Origin of the sequence: Mesorhizobium sp. LjRoot246 (genome assembly GCF_964254115.1) — a bacterium.
Classification (GTDB): domain Bacteria; phylum Pseudomonadota; class Alphaproteobacteria; order Rhizobiales; family Rhizobiaceae; genus Mesorhizobium.
In genome coordinates, this window is sequence record NZ_CAXUSN020000001.1 from 2,166,700 (window position 1) to 2,183,994 (window position 17,295).

The following is a 17,295-nucleotide window of genomic DNA, read 5'->3' on the forward strand; positions in this document are numbered from 1 at the left end:
GTTTAAACCGCGACTTCCTGGGCGGCCCATTTGCGCAGGATCTGCGCGGTGCGCTCCTCGTTGAGGTCGACCATCCGGGCAAGCCGATCCTGCGGCGCTGGTCTGATCTTCTGGCGAAGATCGTCGAGCGGTGTCGGACCCGGGCGCGAGCCGGGCAAGGCGCCGACCGCGGCACTGTCGGCGGCAGCCGTTGCTTCCGGCGTCGGCAGCGAGCGCTGGACGTCATCGAAGCTGGGGCCTGACAGGGCCGGCGTCGGCTTTGCCGTCAGCGCCGCCGCCATCGGCCTCAAGCCGAAGAAGGCGACCAGGAACACCACGACGATGAACGCGCCGGCATTGATCATCGTGCCGGCATGCTGGCCGATGGAATCGAGCATTCCCGCCTGCGGGATTGCCTCGCCATCCAGCCCATCGATAAACTCGACCGCCGAGACGTCGATGATGTCGCCGCGCTTTTCGTCCAGGCCGGTGGCGGACATCACCATCTTCTGGATGTCGGCGACGCGCTTGGCAATCTGCTCCGGCGTGGCGTCCTTGCCGAGGATGGTCGCCAGCCGCTGCTGGTTGACGACTACGGCAATCGACATCTTGGTGACGGTGTAGCCGTTGGAGACGGTGGCGATCTTCTTCGAATTGATCTCGTAGTTGGTGATCTCTTCCTTGCGGTCGTTCTGCGAAGAGGATTGCGGACCGTCGGTGGCGGTTGCCTGGGCCTCGGGCAGGTTCTGCTCGACGCTGGCCGGGGTGGAGGCCTGCTTCTGGTTGTTGTTTTCGTTGGCGCGCACCGACTGCACCGAGCGCTCGACGCGGGAATTCGGATCGAAAATGGTTTCTTCCGTCTGGCGGGTGTCGGTGTTGACCTCGGCCTTGACGCTGGCGCGGAAATTGTCGGGACCGAGATAGGCCGTCAGCGCGCGGCGGATGTTGTCGCCGATCTGTGCCTCGACGGTCTGCTCGACGCCGAGCGTGCGAGCGGCGCTGGTGTTGGAAGGATCATCGCCCGCGGCCAGCAGATTGCCGCTGGAATCGAGCACCGTGACCTTGTCGGCCGACAGGCCGGGGACGGCGGCGGCGACGAGATGACGGATCGACATGGCGCTCTTTTCGGCGTCGATGCCGGCGTAGCGGATGACCACGGAGGCGGAAGGCTGCTGCTCGTCGCGGCGGAAATTGGCGCGTTCGGACATCACGATGTGGACGCGCGCCGCCTTGATGCCCGATATCGACTGGATGGTGCGGGCGATCTCGCCTTCCAGCGCGCGCACGCGGGTGATCTGTTGCATGAAAGAGGTGAGGCCGAGCGAGCCGACATTGTCGAACAGTTCGTAGCCGGCATTGGCGCTGGTCGGCAGGCCTTTTTCGGCAAGCAGCATGCGCGCCTGAGCGGTGGTGCCGGCCGGCACCAGCACGGAGGTTCCGTCAGAACCAACGTCGAAGCCGATGCCGGCTTCGCCCAGCACCAGGCCGATCTGGTTCACGTCGGCGCGGTCGAGCCCGACATAGAGCGTGTCGTAGGCTGGGCGGTTGAGATAGACCGAGGCGATGCCGATGACGCCCATCACCAGAACGGCGATGCCCGCCAGCATGACAAGGCGCTTCACGCCAAACCCGCGGAGATTCGAGATGATGCTCTGGATCTGTTCCGGCACGGTCGACGACTCCCAGCATGATTGTCCGCCGGAACTCTAGTCTTCGAAGCTTGTGCGAAAATGAAATCGGGCCGCGCTTGCGGCGCGGCCCATCAATCGGAGTGCGAAAGGACGGCGCCGGTGGCGCCCGCGATTAGCTCTTGAACAGCGCCAGGATCGACTGCGAGGCGCTGTTGGCGATCGACAGCGCCTGGATACCGAGCTGCTGCTGCACCTGCAGCGCCTGGAGGCGGGTCGATTCCTTGTTCATGTCGGCATCGACGAGCTGGCCGACGCCGCGGTCGATGGAGTCTATCAAGCTCTGGGTGAAGGTCTTCTGCAGGTCGATGCTGCTCTTGGCCGCGCCGAGGATGGTGGCGGAATCGGTCAACTGGGCCATGACCTTGTCGATCCTGGTCACCATCTGCGTGATGATGTCGTCGGTTACGCCGGCCGCCGTGATGTCGAGGTTGTAGGCGGAGACGTTGTCGACCCTGGGGACAACCGCTCCCGCCGCCGTCTGGCCCGCGGCGTTTGCGGTGATGTCCGTATTTCCGCCCGCGATCGAGGCCGCATAGGCATTGTCATACAGGGTCTGGGCGGCTCCCGTGGAATAAATCGAAACCTTGCGATCGAGGGTGCCTTGGTTCTTGACCTCGGCGGCGAGGCCGTAGTCGAAAAGCTTGGTGCCCTCGACATCGATGTTGATCGTCCCGATCGAGATGGCGCCGGACGAGGAGCGATTAAATGAGGCCACGATCTGGGAGTCGGGCTGGACGCCATCGTTGGGGGCTAAATTCTGCTTGGAGGTCACCGCAAGGAAATTCGAGCCTGAGAAGGTGGCCGCATCGGCAAATGACTTCATCTGCGCCTGAAGCGCCTGGATTTCGGTCTGGGTTTTTGCCTTGGCGGCGGCGGTCTGGCCAACAGTCGAAAGCAGCTTGGTCTTGATCTGGCCGATCGTGGCCAGCACATTGTTCATGCCGGTGTAGGCGGTGTCGACTTTCGAGGCGCCAAGGCCGAGTGCATCCTGCACCGTCGACAGGGCCGAATTGTCCGAGCGCATCGTGGTGGCGATCGACCAATAGGCGGCATTGTCCGAAGCCTGCGAGACGCGGTATCCCGTCGAGATCCGCGCCTGCGTCTGCTCGAGCGACTTGTTGGTGGCGCTGAGGCTTTGAAGTGCGGTTAACGCCGAAGCGTTGGTCATGATGCTCGCCAAGAAAGTCGCTCCTTCTCAAAAGCCGACATGCTCAGACATGCCGGATAGGCCTGTTCAACGAGTGGCATCGTGCCGGTAAGGCCGATTCGCCAACTGTCGTAAGCTATTGGTTAACCATAACTAGCGCGGCATGGTTAACAGCCTGTTAAAAGCTGGCTTTTGAGAGTTAAGAAACGAGCATTGCGCGGGGCTGGAACAAACGCAAATCGGGCCGCGCTTTTTGGCGCGGCCCGATTTTTTAGTGCGTACTGTGGTTAGGCGTAGGCGATCAGCCGCGGAAGAGCGACAGGATCGACTGCGAGGAACCGTTGGCGATCGACAGCGCCTGGACGCCGAGTTGCTGCTGGACCTGCAGGGCCTGCAGACGGGTCGATTCCTTGTTCATGTCGGCATCGACGAGCTGGCCGACACCGCGATCGATGGAGTCCATCAGATCCTGCGTGAAGGTCTTCTGCAGGTCGATGCTGCTCTTGGCGGCGCCGAGCTTGGTGGCGGCGTTCGTCATGTCCTTGAGCGCGGCATCGACGACGGTCATCATCTGCTGGATCTGGGTGTCGCTGGCGGCCGTGGTGCCCGAGAAGATTTTCAACGAGGCGACCGAATAGGTATCGGTGGCCGCCGCGGCAGCGCCGAGGGTCGGGGCCGAGGCCGCTGCAACAACGCCGCTGATGCCGAGGCGGTCGGCGTCGAGGATGCCCTTCGAGGTCGGTGCAGCGCCGCCGTCATAGAGCTTGATGGTTTCCACGTTGACGTCGATCGTCGAGATCGAAACCGCGCCGGCGGCGGAGCGGTTGAAGGCCGAAACGATCTTGACGTCGGCCGCCGTGCCCGAGGCGGTGGACACCGAAAGCATGTTGGTGCCGGAGAAGGTGGCGCCATCGGCATAGGCCTTCAGCTGCTTCTGAAGAGCGGCGATTTCGACCTGGGTCTTTTCCTTCGACGCATCCGTCTGGCCGTAGGACGAGGTCAGCTTCTGCTGGATCTGGTTGATGGTGGTGATCGCGCTGTTCATGCCGGTGTAGGCGGTGTCGACCTTCGACGCGCCGAGGCCGAGCGAGTCCGAAACGGTGGACATGGCCTTGTTGTCGGAGCGCATCGTGGTGGCGATCGACCAGTAGGCGGCGTTGTCCGAAGCCTGCGAGACCCGGTAACCGGTCGAGATGCGGGACTGGGTGGCTTCGAGGTTCTTGCTGGTGGCGTTCAGGCTCTGCAGAGCCGTCAACGCGGCGGAGTTCGTCATGATGCTGGACATGGTACTCGTACCTTGATTTTACAGGTATTTTTTACATACCGGGTCTCCCGGTATGACGGTGCGGCATCATGCCAATGATCTCTGAAATCGATCACCCGCCATCTGCGAGCGAATATGCGGGCAAGTCCCTACCAAAGGACTAAACCGGACGGTTAATCGAAAATATATTGCTTGAATTTTGGGCCGGAGCGCGCGGCAAAGATCAAGTTGCCAGGGATCAACTGGCGAGGATCAGTTGAAGGAGCGCACCAGGCTGCCGACAAGCAGGTTCCAGCCGTCGATCAGGACGAAGAACAGGATCTTGAACGGCAGCGAGACCACTGTCGGCGGCAGCATCATCATGCCCATCGCCATGGTGATCGTGGCGACGATCAGGTCGATGACCAGGAACGGCAGCACGATCAGGAAGCCGATTTCGAAGCCGCGCCGGATCTCCGAGATCATGAAGGCGGGCACCAGGATGCGCAGGTCGACGGTGTCGCGCGAAACGGTCTGGCCGCGCTCGCGGGCGAGATCGGCGAAGAGGTCGAAGTCCTTGTCACGCACATTGTGCAGCATGAAGGTGCGGAACGGATCCGAAATCTTGTCGAAGGCTTCGGTCTGGGTGATCTGGTTGTCCATCAGCGGCTTGACGCCGGTGTTCCAGGCCTGATCGAAGGTCGGCGCCATGACATAGAAAGTCATGAACAGCGACAGCGAAATGAGAATGAGATTGGCCGGCGTCGACTGCAGACCGATGCCGGCGCGCAGGATCGAGAAGGCGATGACGAAGCGGGTGAAGCTCGTCACCATGATCAGCAGGCCCGGCGCCACCGACAGCACGGTCAGCAGGCCGAACATCTGGATGATGTAGCCGACAGTGGTGCCATCGGCCTTGCCGATGCCGCCGAGATCAAGCTGTTGCGCCGCCGCGACGGAGGTGGCGGCGGCGATCATCGCCGCGGCGATAAGGAACTTTCTCATTCGAGCAGCAATGTCCTGATGAGAACCTGTTTGGCGTGACCCTGGCTGCGGATCGCGGCGCGTTCCTCGAGATCGGCCTTCAGGTGCTGATAGCCGCTGGCGCCCTCGATTTGATGCATCTTCAAGGTGCGCACCAGGGCCAGCAGGTCCTGGTGGATGTCATCCGACATGGCCTGTGGCTGCGGCCCGTCATAGACGACGGACACCTCCATCCTGATCCAGCTATCGGCAGGCGAGGCGATGTTGGTGGTGATCGGCGCCAGCACGACGAGCATCGGTCCCACGGCTGGCTGTTCGGCCGGGGCCGGCTGCTCGGCCTTGCCTTCGTTCTCGGGCGCCACCGGTACCGACACCGGTGCATCGACGCCCTTGAGATAGCCGCCGGACATCCAGCCCATGCCGATGGCGGCCGCCGTCACAACCAGCAGCATGGCGGCCTGGATGGCAAGGGATGGACCCTTGCGCGGCTGAACCTGTTCGACGTTTGCCACGGTGCTGTTCCCCCCAATCCTAGAACGGAAGAACCTGGTCCAGAATCTGCTGGCCGTAGGCAGGTTGCTGGACCTCGGTGATGCGGCCGCGTCCGCCATAGGAGATGCGCGCTTCGGCGATGCGTTCGTAGGGGATGGTGTTTTCGGCGCCGATATCGGCCGGTCGCACGATGCCGGCGAGCGTCAGCACCCTGAGCTCGGCATTGACGCGCACTTCCTGCGATCCCGTGATCATCAAATTGCCGTTCGGCAGGACATCGGTGACGATGGCAGCGACATTGAGCTCAAGCGTTTCCGAGCGCTTGATCTCGCCGTCGGCCGTCGTGTCCGTGGTGGAGCTGAGAGCGCCGGCGCCCTTGCCGGCGGTGCTCCACTCGTCCCATTGCGCGCTGAGGTCGTAACCGAGCTTGCGATTGGCGGTGCGGCTCCTGTCGTTCTGGTTCTTGAAGTTGGCTCGGTCGTTGATCCTGATCTTGACGGTCAGGATGTCGCCCTGGGACAGCGCTCGCGGGTCGGTGAACAGCCGGCTCTGGCGGTCGTCCCATAGCGAGAATTTCCTGGTCGGCGCGGGCGGCGTTTCTGGATAGCGATAGAGGGACGAGGTGTTGCCGCCATCGATGCCGGAGCCGACCGGCGACAAAGCCGGCTCCCTGCCGACCTCCTTGAGATTGGTTCCGCAACCGGACAGCACGGCGACCGCGCATAGGACGAGCATTTTGCGGATCATGACGGGTCCACCCTTCGGGCTGCGCTGGCCATGATGCCGGTGAGCGTCGCCGCCGCCTTCTGGTCCATTTCGTTGAGGATGACGCCCGCCTTGCGTGAATCGAGCTTCATCAATATGGCCGCCGCCAGATCGGCGTTGACGATGGCCAGCCGCTCGGCAGCGGCGTCGGGTTTCATGCCGGCGTAGATCTGGACGACGCCGTCTTCGGCCCGGGCCAGGAAAACCTCGCGGCGCTTCAGCCAGGTCTCGTATTCGGCTTTCTTTGCGTCCAGAGCTTTCATGCGCTCGTCAATGCCGGCCTGGAGCTGCTTCAGTTCCTCCGCCTGCAAGACATAGCGGCGGTCGCGGGCGGCGTCGGCGATGTTGGAGCAGAAGCGCTCGATTTCGCTTTGGTCGGGTGCCTTCTCCCGCGTCAATTGCTGCGGCGCCACCGCGACCGGTGCTCCCGGCAGAACCTGGCGGACCGTCTCCTCGCCGCGTGCGGTATCGCCGGCAAAGGGCAGGGCTGCGAGAATAGCGGTCGCGAGCAGGATTGCGGCGGGGTGGCGTCTTTCACGGCGTGAGAAGGAGCGCGTCATCGGCATCGCCTATTGCAGAACCAGATCGGCCTGCAGGGCGCCGGCCGACTTGATGCCCTGCAGAATGGCAATGATGCCGTCCGGCTTGACGCCGAGACGGTTGAGGCCGGAAACGAGGGTCTGGAGATCGGGTCCGTCAAGCACGGCAACGCGGGCATCGGGCTGGCTGGCTTCGATGGCGGTGAACGGTTCGACGGCGGTTTCGCCCTTGGAGAAGGGCTCGGGCTGGACGACGCGCGGCGCTTCTGTGATGCGCACGGTCAGCGTGCCGTGGCTGATGGCGACCCGCGAGATCTTGACTTCGTTGCCGATGACGATGGTGCCGGTGCGCTCGTCGATGACGACACGGGCCGGCGTGTCGGATTCGACCACCAGGTTTTCGATCTCTGCATAGAAGCGGGCCGCCGAAACAGCCTTTGGCCTTCTGATCTGCACGGTGCGGGAATCGCGCTCGGCCGCCACCCGCATCCCGAAGCGCTGGCTGGTATAGTCGTTGATGGCGTCGGCGATGCGGATGGCGGTCGAGAAATCGGGATTGCGCAATTGCAGCGTCAACGTCGCCTGGTCGTCGAACTCGGCCTGGACAGCCCGCTCGACGATGGCGCCGTTCGGCACCCGGCCGGCGGTCGGCACGCCTTGCGTCAGCTGCTCGGCCTGCCCCTTGGCAGTGAAGCCCGAAACGATGACCGAGCCCTGGCCGACGGCATAGATCTCGCCGTCCGCCGCCTTCAATGGCGTCATGATCAGCGTGCCGCCGGCGAGTGAGGTCGCGTCGCCCATCGAGGAGACGTCGATGTCGATGCGGGCGCCGGACTGCACATAGGGCGGCATGTTGGCGGTGACGATGACGGCGGCGACGTTCTTGGCGCGCGCCCTGCCGCCTTCGGTGGCGATGCCGAGATTTTCGAGCATGGCGCGGATCGACTGTTCGGTGAATGGCGAGTTGCGCAGGCTGTCGCCCGATCCGGCGAGGCCGATGACCAGGCCGTAGCCGACCAACTGGTTGTCGCGCGAACTCTGCAGCTGGGCGATGTCCTTGATCCGCGAGGCGACCTGGCCCGGCGGCAGCGAACTCGGCCCGGTGGAAACCCGGAACATGCGGCTGGTGGTGGCCGGATCATATTCGGGGTCGTTATAGACGCCGCCATTCTTGGCGGCGAGCTCGCGCTTGGCCTTCGGCGTCAGGCCGTCGGCCAGTGCCGGCTGCATGCCAAGCACGGCAGCCAGTATCAGGGAAAGGCTGCGTTTCATGAGGCGCTGACCTGGATGGTTCCATCCGCCATCACCGTGCCGGACAGGATCTTGCCGCTGTCGATGTTGCGAACCTTGACGAGGTCGCCCGCGGCACCTGGCTGCAACGTCACGGCGGTCGCCGAGATCGTCAATCCGCCCGCGATGAAGAAGACCTGCACGGACGCGCCCTGTTCGACCAGCCAGGCCTCGCGGATGGCAGTGGAGGGGATGTAGCGGCCGGGCAGCAGCGTGCGCTTGGCGATCTTGCCGTCGAGGTCCTCGGTCCTTGTGACGACCCCGTCCGGCTTGTGCTTGCCGACGATAAGGGTCACCTGCTTCAGAGCAGCGAGATTGATGGTCTCGCCGGGATAGATAACCCGGCTGGGAATAAGCACCACCTCGCCGACAGCTTGATTGCTGGCGATCTGGGTGGCTGACTGATCGGCTGATTGGTTTATCGACTGTTTTGTCGATTCCTGGGCAAAAGCCGGCATGCCGCCGGCCACCAGCGCAAGGACGAGCGCGGTGCGGCGGAATGCGGACAGGAGGCCGGGCGTCGACATCATGCGTTACCGGATGTTCTTGGAGACGACGGAAGCCATGTCGTCGGCGGCCTGGATGACCTTGGAGTTCATCTCATAGGCGCGCTGCGCCGAGATCAGCTCGGTGATTTCCTTGACCGGGTCGACGTTGGAGGCTTCGAGATAGCCCTGCTGGATGGTGGCGAAACCGGGATCGCCAGGCACGCCGACATTGGCCGGCCCCGAAGCGGTGGTTTCCTGGAACAGATTGTCGCCGAGCGGCGCCAGGCCGGCCTCGTTGGCGAAATTGGCGATCTGAAGCTGGCCGAGGTTCTGCAGGTCGGTCTGGCCGTCGATGCGGGCGAAGACCTGTCCGGTCTTGTTGACGATGACCTCGACGGCATCGACGGGGACGTTGATTGCCGGAATGACGGCGGCGCCGTCGACCGTCACCAGCTGGCCGGTGGCGTTGGTGTTGAGAGCACCGGCGCGGCTGTAGAGCGTGCCGCCGTCGGCACCCTCGATCTGGAACCAGCCCCTGCCGGTGAGCGCCAGGTCGAAACTGTTGCCGGTGCTGGTCAGTTCGCCCTGGGTGTGCACGTTGCGCACGGCCGTCGTCTTGACGCCGAGGCCGATGGAGACGCCCTCCGGCACCAGCGAGGCGTTGGAGCGGTTGGGCACACCCTGCGTGCGGTCGACCTGGTAGAGCAGGTCGGAAAATTCGGCGCGGGCGCGCTTGTAGCCGGTGGTGTTGATGTTGGCGATGTTGTTGGCAATGACTTCCAGGTTTGTCTGCTGGGCATTCATGCCGGTGGCGGCGATGGCGAGTGCTTTCATGGCGGAATTCCTCAGATGCCCATTCGACTGACTTCGAGATAGGCGGAAACCACCTTGTCGCGGATGGCGACGGCGGTCTGAAGTGCCTGCTGCGCGCTCATCACGGCGTCGACCACCTGACGGGTGTCGGCGTCGCCCTTGAGCGCCTGCATCGACACCTGCTCGGCATTCTGCAGGGTGTCGACGGTCTTGGAGGCCGCCTGGCTCAGCGCCTCGGCGAAGGAGGTGCCGACATTGCCGCCGGCCGAAGGTGTCGCACCGCCCTGAAGCCGGCTTGTCACCGCGTCGTCGCCGCCGATCGACGACTTGAACTGAAGGGCTCCGATACCGCTGATCATTACTGGTTCCTCATCAGGTCGATGGTCATGGAAATCAGGTCGCGCGCCTGCTTGACGACCTGAAGGTTGGCCTCGTAGGAGCGATTGGCCTCGGTCATGTCGGCCATTTCGATCAGCACGTTGACGTTGGGCATCTTGACGTAGCCCTTGTCGTCGGCGGCTTCGTTGCCGGGCTGGAACTCGACCGGAAAATCGCTGGGATCACGATCGATCGAGTTGACCGCGACCGTTGAGCTGCCAGAGGTCCGGTCAAGCTCGGAGACGAAGCTGATGGTCTTGCGGCGATAGGGGTCGGAACCGGGCGCGGTGCCGGTCGACTGGGCGTTGGCGAGGTTTTCGGAAACCACGCGCAGGCGCTCCGACTGGGCGCCGAGGCCGGATGCTGCGACTTTGAGGGCTGCGGTCAGCGCGTCCATGATCAGCTCTTAACCGCCATCATCATCATCGAATGGAATGCCTTGACGATCGCAGTGTTGAGCTCGAAGGAGCGGCGCACCTCGCCGGCTTTCAGCAACTGGTCTTCCAGCACGACCGAGTTCTTGGACGGCATGACGACGCCGTCGTCTTCCTGTGGCTTGATGGTGAAGCCGGCATTGGTCGCTGCATTGCCGAGATGGCCAGCCTGGGTGGCCTGCAGCGATACGGCGGTGCGGTCGAGCACTTTTTCGAACGGCTCGACATCGTTTGCCGTGTAGCCCGGCGTGTTGGCGTTGGCGATGTTGCCGGCGACGGCGGACTGGCGCACGGCCAGCCACTGGGCTTGCTTGGCGGCGAGGTCGAAAAGGGAAACGGGCTCCATGGGAATCTCCGAGCGGGTTCCCGAAGACTAGGCCGCCAGTCTTGCGCGGGCCTTGCGGACGGCCGGACGCCTGAGACGAAGCGTCTACCTGGAGAGTCCGATCACCCGGTTGGCGCTGGTGACCATGACCCATTTGCCGTTGCGCTGCTCGATGGAAGACACCTGGCTGGTATCAGGCAGTATGGAGCCACGCTGGACGATCCAGAGGCCAGTATCGTCTTCGATCATGGCGCGGCCATTGGCGACATGAACCATGCGGAATTTCGCCGTGTCGGCGGGAAAAGGTTGCTCAGCGGGGGCCGATGGGGGATTGGCATCATCCTGCACGGTTCCCGTAGCGAGCAGATCGAGATTGGCCGCGGGAACGTCCTTCGCCGTCAGCGGCGCGCTGCGTTCGGCGACCACGCCGCCGCCCGCCCGCCCTGAATTGGTGCCGGTGCCACCGAACTTGATCGCTTGGACGCCGAACTGTTCCTGGTTGAAGAAGATGTACCAGGGAAACAGGGCGCAGATCAGTCCGAGCGTGATGCCGAGCGCGGCAATGACCAAATCGCCGCGCCGGTCGGACTTCTTCTTCAGCCTGGGAAACTGCGCCTTGGGCGGCTGCGGCCATTCGTGCCCGGAAGACTGCTGCCATTTCCGCGGCGAAAACAGGTCGTTGATGGCCGAGTCGCGGCTGGCCTCGGCCTCCTGGGCGGCCTTGGCTTCGGCGATCATGTCGCGCAGGACACGCTCGGTGTGCTGGCGTTCAGTCTCCTGCATCGGCATTCTGCTTTCCCTTGAGATGGCGGGCAAGATCAGAGAACGGTTCGGCTGACGGGCGGTCCTTCGGCGATTGGGTAAGCGCCTCGTAGATCAGGGGCACCTGACGCACGGCAATATCAAGCTCGGCGTCGACGCCGCCCTGATAGGCACCCAGCAGGCGGATATCGCGCGTGTCCTCGAAGCGCGAGATCATCGACTTCAGCCTTGTCACCAGTGCGCGCTGTTCGACGCTCCAGGCCTTGCCGGCCAGCCGCGATATGGACGACAGCGGATTGACGGGCGGATAGCGGCCCTGTTCGGCGATCGTGCGGTCGAGCACGACATGGCCGTCGAGGATGCCACGCACGGAATCGGCGACCGGGTCGTTGTGGTCGTCGCCGTCGACCAGCACGGAGATGATGGCGGTGATCGAGCCTTTGCCTTCGGCCCCTGGCCCCGCGCGCTCCAGCAGCTTGGGCAGTTCGGTGAACACGGAGGCCGGATAGCCGCGCGCGACCGGCGGCTCGCCGGTTCCCGTCGCCACCTCGCGCAACGCATGTGCGAAGCGGGTGATCGAATCCAGCACCAGGAGGACGCGATGGCCCTGGTCGCGAAAATGCTCGGCGACGCGCATGGCGGTGTCCGGCGCGCGCCGGCGCATCATCGCGCTTTCGTCGCTGGTGGCGACGACGGCGACCGTCTTGGCCATGCTGTCGCCGATCGTGTCCTCGAGGAATTCACGGACTTCGCGGCCGCGTTCGCCGACGAGCGCCACGACGACGGTGTCGAATGCGTCGGCGCCTGCGAGCATGGCGAGCAGCGTCGACTTGCCGACGCCGGAGCCGGCGAAGACGCCGAGGCGTTGGCCGAAGCAGAGCGGCGTGAAGATGTCGATGACCTTGACGCCGGTCATGAAGGCGGTGCCGACACGCTGCCGCGCCATGGCGCCTGGCGTCGTCTGGGCGGTGCTCGACGCGTCGTCACCTCTGGCCAGTGGCGCGCCACCGTCAATCGCCCTGGTGAGCGCGTCGATGGTGCGGCCGCGCCACGAGGCATGCGGCGCCACAGCCAGCGGACCGCGGCGGAACACGGCATCGCCGATGCCGGCATCGGCGCTGCGTTCGAAGGGGGCGACGACGACTTCGTCGCGGCTGATCTTGACGATCTCGCCGCGGCGCGCGCCGGCATGGCCGCGCTGCTCGACGATGTCGCCCAGCCTGGCGAAGTCGGAAAGGCCGTGCACCTTGTAGTGCGTGGGCGTGACTTCGACGACGCGGCCGCCGCGCTTGAGCAGTGCCTCGGTGTCGGCGAAACGCCGCCAGACCCGTTCCAACGCGGCAAGCCGGTCTTCCGGCGCAGGCTGGAGCTGTCTTTCAGGTGCGCGCAGGGATGGCTGGTCGAGCGACATGGATTATTTCGAGCCGAGCGTCTTGATCGCCTCGTCGGTGGAGGAGTCGGTCTGCCGCATCAGGGCGGCGGTGTTCTCGAAGGCGCGCTGGACCATGATCAGCCGGGTGATCTCAAGCACCGGATTGACGTTGGATTCTTCGAGAAAACCCTGGGCGACGCCAATATCGGAGCGATCGGTAACGGGCTCCGGCGTGCGCGCCGGAACGATGCCGGAATTGCCGTAGCGGACGAAATTTTCGCCCGGATCGAAATTGTAGAGACCGATCGAGCCGACAAGCTGATCGTTCTGGCGCAGCGACCCGTCGGCCCCGGCCTTGGGCGGACCGTTGCGGGGGTCGAGCTGGATCGGTGAGCCGCCGGCATCGAGCACCGGGTGGCCCTCGATCGACATCAACTCGCCATTCTCGTTCATCGAAAAGCGCCCGTCGCGGGTCATGACGGTGCCGACCGGCGTCTCGATGGCGAACCAGGCATCGCCCTGGATAGCGAAATCGAACGGATTTCCGGTCTCGCTCAAGGCACCGTGAGCGCCGGAAAGATAGGTCTTGCCTGGGGAGGCGAAAGATACCGATTTCTGCCCGGCGCCGGAGACGACGTCTTCGAACTTCACGCCGGTGGCGCGAAAGCCGATCGTCGAGGCGTTGGCGACGTTGTCGGCGATGGTGTCGAGGCGGCGCTCGAGCGCGATCTGCGACGAAAGGGCGACGTACAGGCTGTCCCGCATGATGGTCTCAGAACCTCAGTTTCTGCATAGCCATCATCAGGTCGGTGGAGATGCCGACCGTGATCGGCTGGGCAAACAGCACGCTGACCGAGGTGACGGCCGATGAGGTCGGATTGTTGATCTCGTACATGCTGGTGAAGCGGGTCAGGAACTTGCCGAGTTTCTCGGGGTCGGAGAAATCCGAGATGTCGAGTTTCTGCTCGAACAGCTGCGCCTGCTTGTCGACATCGGCGGTGGCAAAGGAATCCGGCAGGCCGAGCACGGTGCGCACGACGTTTGCAAGCGCGGTGTCGGCCAGCACGTCGTACCAGCTGGTGATATCAGGGGCCTTGCGATCGAAATAAAGTGCCAGCCGCACGCCCTGATTGGTCTGCCCGGCATCCTCTTCGAGGGTCTGGCGCATGTATTTGTCGATGGTCGGCTGCTGCGCCGGATTGGTCGTGGTGGCCGCTTCGCCGTATTGTTCGAAGTTGAAGGCGGTGGCGAGCCCGGCATAGGATTTGTTGGTCATCTTGTTGGCGACGCTGTTGGCATCGCGGATGCCACCGGCAAGGACGCTGCGGATGAGGTCTTTGCTCTCCTTCGTCGGATCAAGCCCGTAGGCCGAGAGCGCGTAGTTGTACAGGCGGCTGTTGGCCATCAGATCGTCGATGGATTTCACGTTCGTGACGTTGGCCAGGTAGTACGCGGTCTCCGACTTGATGTAGTCGGCATTCGGCTTGATCAGGCCAAGCGCCGACTCTGTCGTGTAGATCTTCGGCGTGTCTTTCAGCACCGCGTCGCGCGTGGTCGTCTGATCGCCATATTGGGCAAAATCGAAGGCCGTGACGAAATTGGCGTATCGCTTATCGGTCAGCTTGTTTGCAGGGCTGTTGGGGTCGCTCACGCCGCCCTCGAGCATGGCGCGGATCTGCTGCGGTGTTTCGGTTAACGCATCCAGTCCGTAGGAAGCCATGGCGAATGTAAGCAGGCGCTTGTCCGCCATGAGGTCGTCGATCGACTTCACCTTGGAGATGTTTGATGCATAGTAGTCGGCCTCGCCCTTGACGTACTGCGCGCTCGGCTTGACCAACGTTAGTCCGGCTCCGGCCATGTATCCCTTCGGCACCGCCTGCTGGACATCGTCGCGCGTGGTCGTCTGATCGCCATACTGGCCAAAGTCGAAAGCCGAGACGAAATTGGCGTAACTCTTGTCGGGCAGCTTGTTGGCGGGACTGTTGGGATAGCTGACGCCACCTTCGAGCATCGCCCTGACCGTTGCGGCCGGTTCGGTTTCGGCGTCGAGCCCGAATGCCGCCATCGCGTATGTCAGCAGGCGGCTGTCGCCCATCAGGTCGTCGATCGACTTAACCTTGGAGATGTTGGTGACATAGTAGGCGGTTTCGCTCTGATAGTAAGAGAAGCCTGTCTGCGAGGCGCCGATCTGGACTTGCAGCGCATAGTTGCTGGTCACCGGCTGCTGCGCCTTGTTGTAGACGGTGGTATTGGCACCGTTGGCGGCGAAGTTGAAGGCGCGGACAAACTCGGCGTAGCGCTTGTCGGTCAGCTTGTTGGCGAAACTGTCGGGATTGGCGACGCCTTCCTTCAGCGCCTTGACCATGAAGGCCTTGGCGTAGTCCATGTCCTCAAGCCCATAGGCCTTCATGGCATATTTGAACAACCGGTCGTTCTTGACGAAATCGTCGATCGATTTCACCTTGGTGATGTTGGCGAGATAATATTTGGTGTCGCGGTCGACGACCGGCTGCTGCTCGATCCTGTCGAGCGACGTTGAAATGTCCCTGGTGATGAGCTGGTAGCTGGTAAAGGTATTAAGCAAAGACGTGCCTCCGGCCGAAGCTATGTCAGGACAATACCTCTACTTCCTTGCGCGAAACTGAATCGTGTCCGATGGCTTCGATTCAAGCCTCACACAAGGCACAGGGGCTATCCCTTGCTCGCGATTTGAAATGCGGAAGGACCTGTTGTGGGCATTCTGATTGGACTGGTGGTAACGCTCGGCTGCGTCCTTGGCGGCTTCATGGCCATGGGCGGCCATCTTCACGTGCTGATCCAGCCATGGGAGGCCGTGATCATCTGCGGCGCGGCTCTTGGCACCTTCCTCGTCGCCAATCCGATGAAGACGGTCAAGGACACCGGCAAGGGCATCCTCGAAGCCTTCAAGCAGGCGGTGCCGAAGGAACAAGACTATCTCGAAACGCTCGGCGTGCTGCACTCACTGATGCGCGAACTGCGCTCGAAATCCCGCAGCGAGGTCGAGGCGCATATCGACAATCCGGAAGAGTCGGCGATTTTCCAGGCATTTCCGACCGTGCTGCACAACCATGACCTGACGCATTTCATCTGCGACTACTGCCGCATCATCATCATCGGCAATGCCCGCTCGCACGAGATCGAGGCGCTGATGGACGAAGAAATCCAGACCATCAGATCCGACAAGATGAAGGCCTATCACGCACTGGTTGCGGTGGGCGACGGCTTGCCGGCGCTCGGCATCGTCGCCGCCGTGCTCGGCGTGGTCAAGGCGATGGGCGCGCTCGACCAGTCGCCGGAAATCCTCGGCGGCTTGATAGGTGCGGCACTTGTCGGAACGTTTCTTGGCATCTTCCTGTCCTACTCGGTGGTCGGGCCGGTCGCCACCAAGATCAAGACGGTGCGCGAGAAGAAGAACCGCCTCTACATCATCGTCAAGCAGACGCTGCTGGCCTACATGAACGGCGCGCTGCCGCAGGTGGCGATCGAGTTCGGCCGCAAGACCATCTCGTCCTATGAACGGCCGACGATCGACGCCGTCGAGCAGAGCACGATGAACACCGGCACCGTCGAAAAGAAGGCCGCCTGAACGATGCGCGACAGATCGGTCCCAGCACTGTCATGACCAGTCCGGGCAGCCCAGCGGAAGCGCGCTCGCTGATCATCGAGCGCCTCGTCGGCGACAGCGGCGAGGCCGCCCAGGTCATCGACGCCGGCCGGGCCATGGCCGAGCGCGCTGTGCCGCTGCTGCAGAAGAGCCTGACCGGCGAGCTTGGCGCTCCGGTCATTGTCGATCTCAAATCGGTCGAGGTCAGCCGCGTGGCCGAGGCGCGTTCGCGCGCCGGCGACACGTTTGCCATGACCGTCGTCGGCTCGTCCATGTCCTCCGATGCGATGACCCTGGTGATCGATGCTCCAGCGATCGCGATCATGGTCTGCACGCTGTTCGGCGGCGACCCGGATCTGCCGGTCTCGCCGATCGAACGCGATCTGTCGCAGATCGAAATCGATGTCTCGACCATGGTGTTCCAGCAGGTGGCGCAGGCCCTCAACGGATCGGGAAAGCGCTCGCTCGACCTGCGCCTGCCTGCGCCGCGGGCAGTGTCCGGCACCGAGGCGAAGCGGCACGTGCTGCGCGACGGTGCGGCAATCCGCATCGTCCTTGGCATCTCGACGCCGGCCGACAGCGGCACCGTCACCGTGACGATGCCGCAGCGTGTCGCGCTGGCCAGCCGCGACGGAGCTGTGCCCGTCAGCGACGACGATCACGGCCCGAGCTGGCGCGCGCGCTTTTCGGAAGAGGTGATGCGCTCCACGGTGGCGCTCGAGGCCACCATGCCGCTGGCGCGGCTGACACTCGGCGACCTCGCCGGTTTCGAGATTGGGCAGGTCATCGAATTCGAGGAAACGGCGCAGTCGCAGGCGCGTCTCAGCACGCGCGGCAAGACGCTGTTCGTATGCGAGTTCGGCAAACTGGGACAGAACTACACCGTCCGGATCAGGCATCCCTACGATGCCGGGCAGGACTTTATCGACGGACTGATGCCGGCTGCCGCCGGACGCGCCTGAGCATTT

At 63.4% G+C, this 17,295-nt stretch carries 19 protein-coding genes; 2 read left to right on the forward strand and 17 right to left on the reverse strand.

The genetic code is table 11. The features are described from left to right. Positions 1 to 2: 2 nt before the first annotated feature. From fliF to ACSQ3L_RS10530, 17 genes are all read right to left on the reverse strand, one after another. Positions 3 to 1,649: a flagellar basal-body MS-ring/collar protein FliF gene (fliF, locus tag ACSQ3L_RS10450; protein ID WP_436159870.1), complete on the reverse strand. Its 1,647-nt coding sequence runs from the start codon at positions 1,647 to 1,649 to the stop codon at positions 3 to 5. Positions 1,650 to 1,782: 133 nt separating this feature from the next. Then, on the reverse strand, positions 1,783 to 2,850 hold the full coding sequence (locus ACSQ3L_RS10455; RefSeq protein ID WP_436159871.1) for a flagellin: 1,068 nt from the start codon (positions 2,848 to 2,850) through the stop codon (positions 1,783 to 1,785). 268 nt (positions 2,851 to 3,118) lie between these two features. Beyond that, a complete protein-coding gene (locus tag ACSQ3L_RS10460; RefSeq protein WP_436159872.1) occupies positions 3,119 to 4,102 on the reverse strand; it encodes a flagellin in 984 nt (327 codons plus the stop codon). Between the two features lie 231 nt (positions 4,103 to 4,333). Continuing rightward, on the reverse strand, positions 4,334 to 5,065 hold the full coding sequence (gene fliP, locus ACSQ3L_RS10465; protein ID WP_436159873.1) for a flagellar type III secretion system pore protein FliP: 732 nt from the start codon (positions 5,063 to 5,065) through the stop codon (positions 4,334 to 4,336). Next, positions 5,062 to 5,556, reverse strand: coding sequence for a flagellar basal body-associated FliL family protein (locus ACSQ3L_RS10470; protein ID WP_436159874.1), 495 nt, complete (start codon positions 5,554 to 5,556; stop codon positions 5,062 to 5,064). Before ACSQ3L_RS10470 ends, fliP begins: the two co-directional genes overlap by 4 nt. Before the next feature lie 19 nt (positions 5,557 to 5,575). Beyond that, a complete protein-coding gene (gene flgH, locus ACSQ3L_RS10475) occupies positions 5,576 to 6,283 on the reverse strand; it encodes a flagellar basal body L-ring protein FlgH (RefSeq protein WP_436159875.1) in 708 nt (235 codons plus the stop codon). Further along, positions 6,280 to 6,867, reverse strand: a complete 588-nt coding sequence (locus ACSQ3L_RS10480; RefSeq protein ID WP_436159876.1) for a MotE family protein — start codon at positions 6,865 to 6,867, stop codon at positions 6,280 to 6,282. Before ACSQ3L_RS10480 ends, flgH begins: the two co-directional genes overlap by 4 nt. A 3-nt stretch (positions 6,868 to 6,870) precedes the next feature. Then, positions 6,871 to 7,959: a flagellar basal body P-ring protein FlgI gene (locus ACSQ3L_RS10485; RefSeq protein ID WP_292181155.1), complete on the reverse strand. Its 1,089-nt coding sequence runs from the start codon at positions 7,957 to 7,959 to the stop codon at positions 6,871 to 6,873. 149 nt (positions 7,960 to 8,108) lie between these two features. Beyond that, the gene (gene flgA / locus ACSQ3L_RS10490) at positions 8,109 to 8,660 is read right to left on the reverse strand and encodes a flagellar basal body P-ring formation chaperone FlgA (protein WP_436159877.1); all 552 of its coding nucleotides are present in this window, start codon (positions 8,658 to 8,660) and stop codon (positions 8,109 to 8,111) included. Positions 8,661 to 8,663: 3 nt separating this feature from the next. Continuing rightward, on the reverse strand, positions 8,664 to 9,452 hold the full coding sequence (gene flgG, locus ACSQ3L_RS10495; protein WP_013529795.1) for a flagellar basal-body rod protein FlgG: 789 nt from the start codon (positions 9,450 to 9,452) through the stop codon (positions 8,664 to 8,666). An 11-nt stretch (positions 9,453 to 9,463) separates the two neighbouring features. Beyond that, positions 9,464 to 9,790 (reverse strand): flagellar hook-basal body complex protein FliE, encoded by a 327-nt coding sequence (locus tag ACSQ3L_RS10500; protein WP_436159878.1) that lies wholly within the window; start codon positions 9,788 to 9,790, stop codon positions 9,464 to 9,466. Next, positions 9,790 to 10,206: a flagellar basal body rod protein FlgC gene (flgC, locus tag ACSQ3L_RS10505; RefSeq protein ID WP_111547815.1), complete on the reverse strand. Its 417-nt coding sequence runs from the start codon at positions 10,204 to 10,206 to the stop codon at positions 9,790 to 9,792. Before flgC ends, ACSQ3L_RS10500 begins: the two co-directional genes overlap by 1 nt. A gap of 2 nt (positions 10,207 to 10,208) precedes the next feature. Beyond that, complete coding sequence (gene flgB / locus ACSQ3L_RS10510) at positions 10,209 to 10,589, reverse strand: flagellar basal body rod protein FlgB (RefSeq protein ID WP_109659404.1); 381 nt, start codon at positions 10,587 to 10,589, stop codon at positions 10,209 to 10,211. 84 nt (positions 10,590 to 10,673) lie between these two features. Beyond that, on the reverse strand, positions 10,674 to 11,357 hold the full coding sequence (locus ACSQ3L_RS10515) for a hypothetical protein (RefSeq protein ID WP_436159879.1): 684 nt from the start codon (positions 11,355 to 11,357) through the stop codon (positions 10,674 to 10,676). Continuing rightward, positions 11,338 to 12,741, reverse strand: coding sequence for a flagellar protein export ATPase FliI (gene fliI, locus ACSQ3L_RS10520; protein WP_436159880.1), 1,404 nt, complete (start codon positions 12,739 to 12,741; stop codon positions 11,338 to 11,340). The genes ACSQ3L_RS10515 and fliI overlap by 20 nt, the downstream gene beginning before the upstream one ends. Positions 12,742 to 12,744: 3 nt before the next feature. Next, a complete protein-coding gene (flgF, locus tag ACSQ3L_RS10525; RefSeq protein WP_292180976.1) occupies positions 12,745 to 13,467 on the reverse strand; it encodes a flagellar basal-body rod protein FlgF in 723 nt (240 codons plus the stop codon). Between the two features lie 7 nt (positions 13,468 to 13,474). Then, entirely contained in the window at positions 13,475 to 15,286 is a 1,812-nt protein-coding gene (locus ACSQ3L_RS10530; protein ID WP_436159881.1) for a DUF1217 domain-containing protein, read from the reverse strand. A 147-nt stretch (positions 15,287 to 15,433) separates the two neighbouring features. Here ACSQ3L_RS10530 and motA point away from each other — a divergent pair, with 147 nt between their 5' ends. Further along, positions 15,434 to 16,309: a flagellar motor stator protein MotA gene (gene motA / locus ACSQ3L_RS10535; protein ID WP_436159882.1), complete on the forward strand. Its 876-nt coding sequence runs from the start codon at positions 15,434 to 15,436 to the stop codon at positions 16,307 to 16,309. A gap of 32 nt (positions 16,310 to 16,341) precedes the next feature. Next, a complete protein-coding gene (locus tag ACSQ3L_RS10540; RefSeq protein WP_436159883.1) occupies positions 16,342 to 17,289 on the forward strand; it encodes a FliM/FliN family flagellar motor switch protein in 948 nt (315 codons plus the stop codon). Positions 17,290 to 17,295 lie beyond the last annotated feature (6 nt).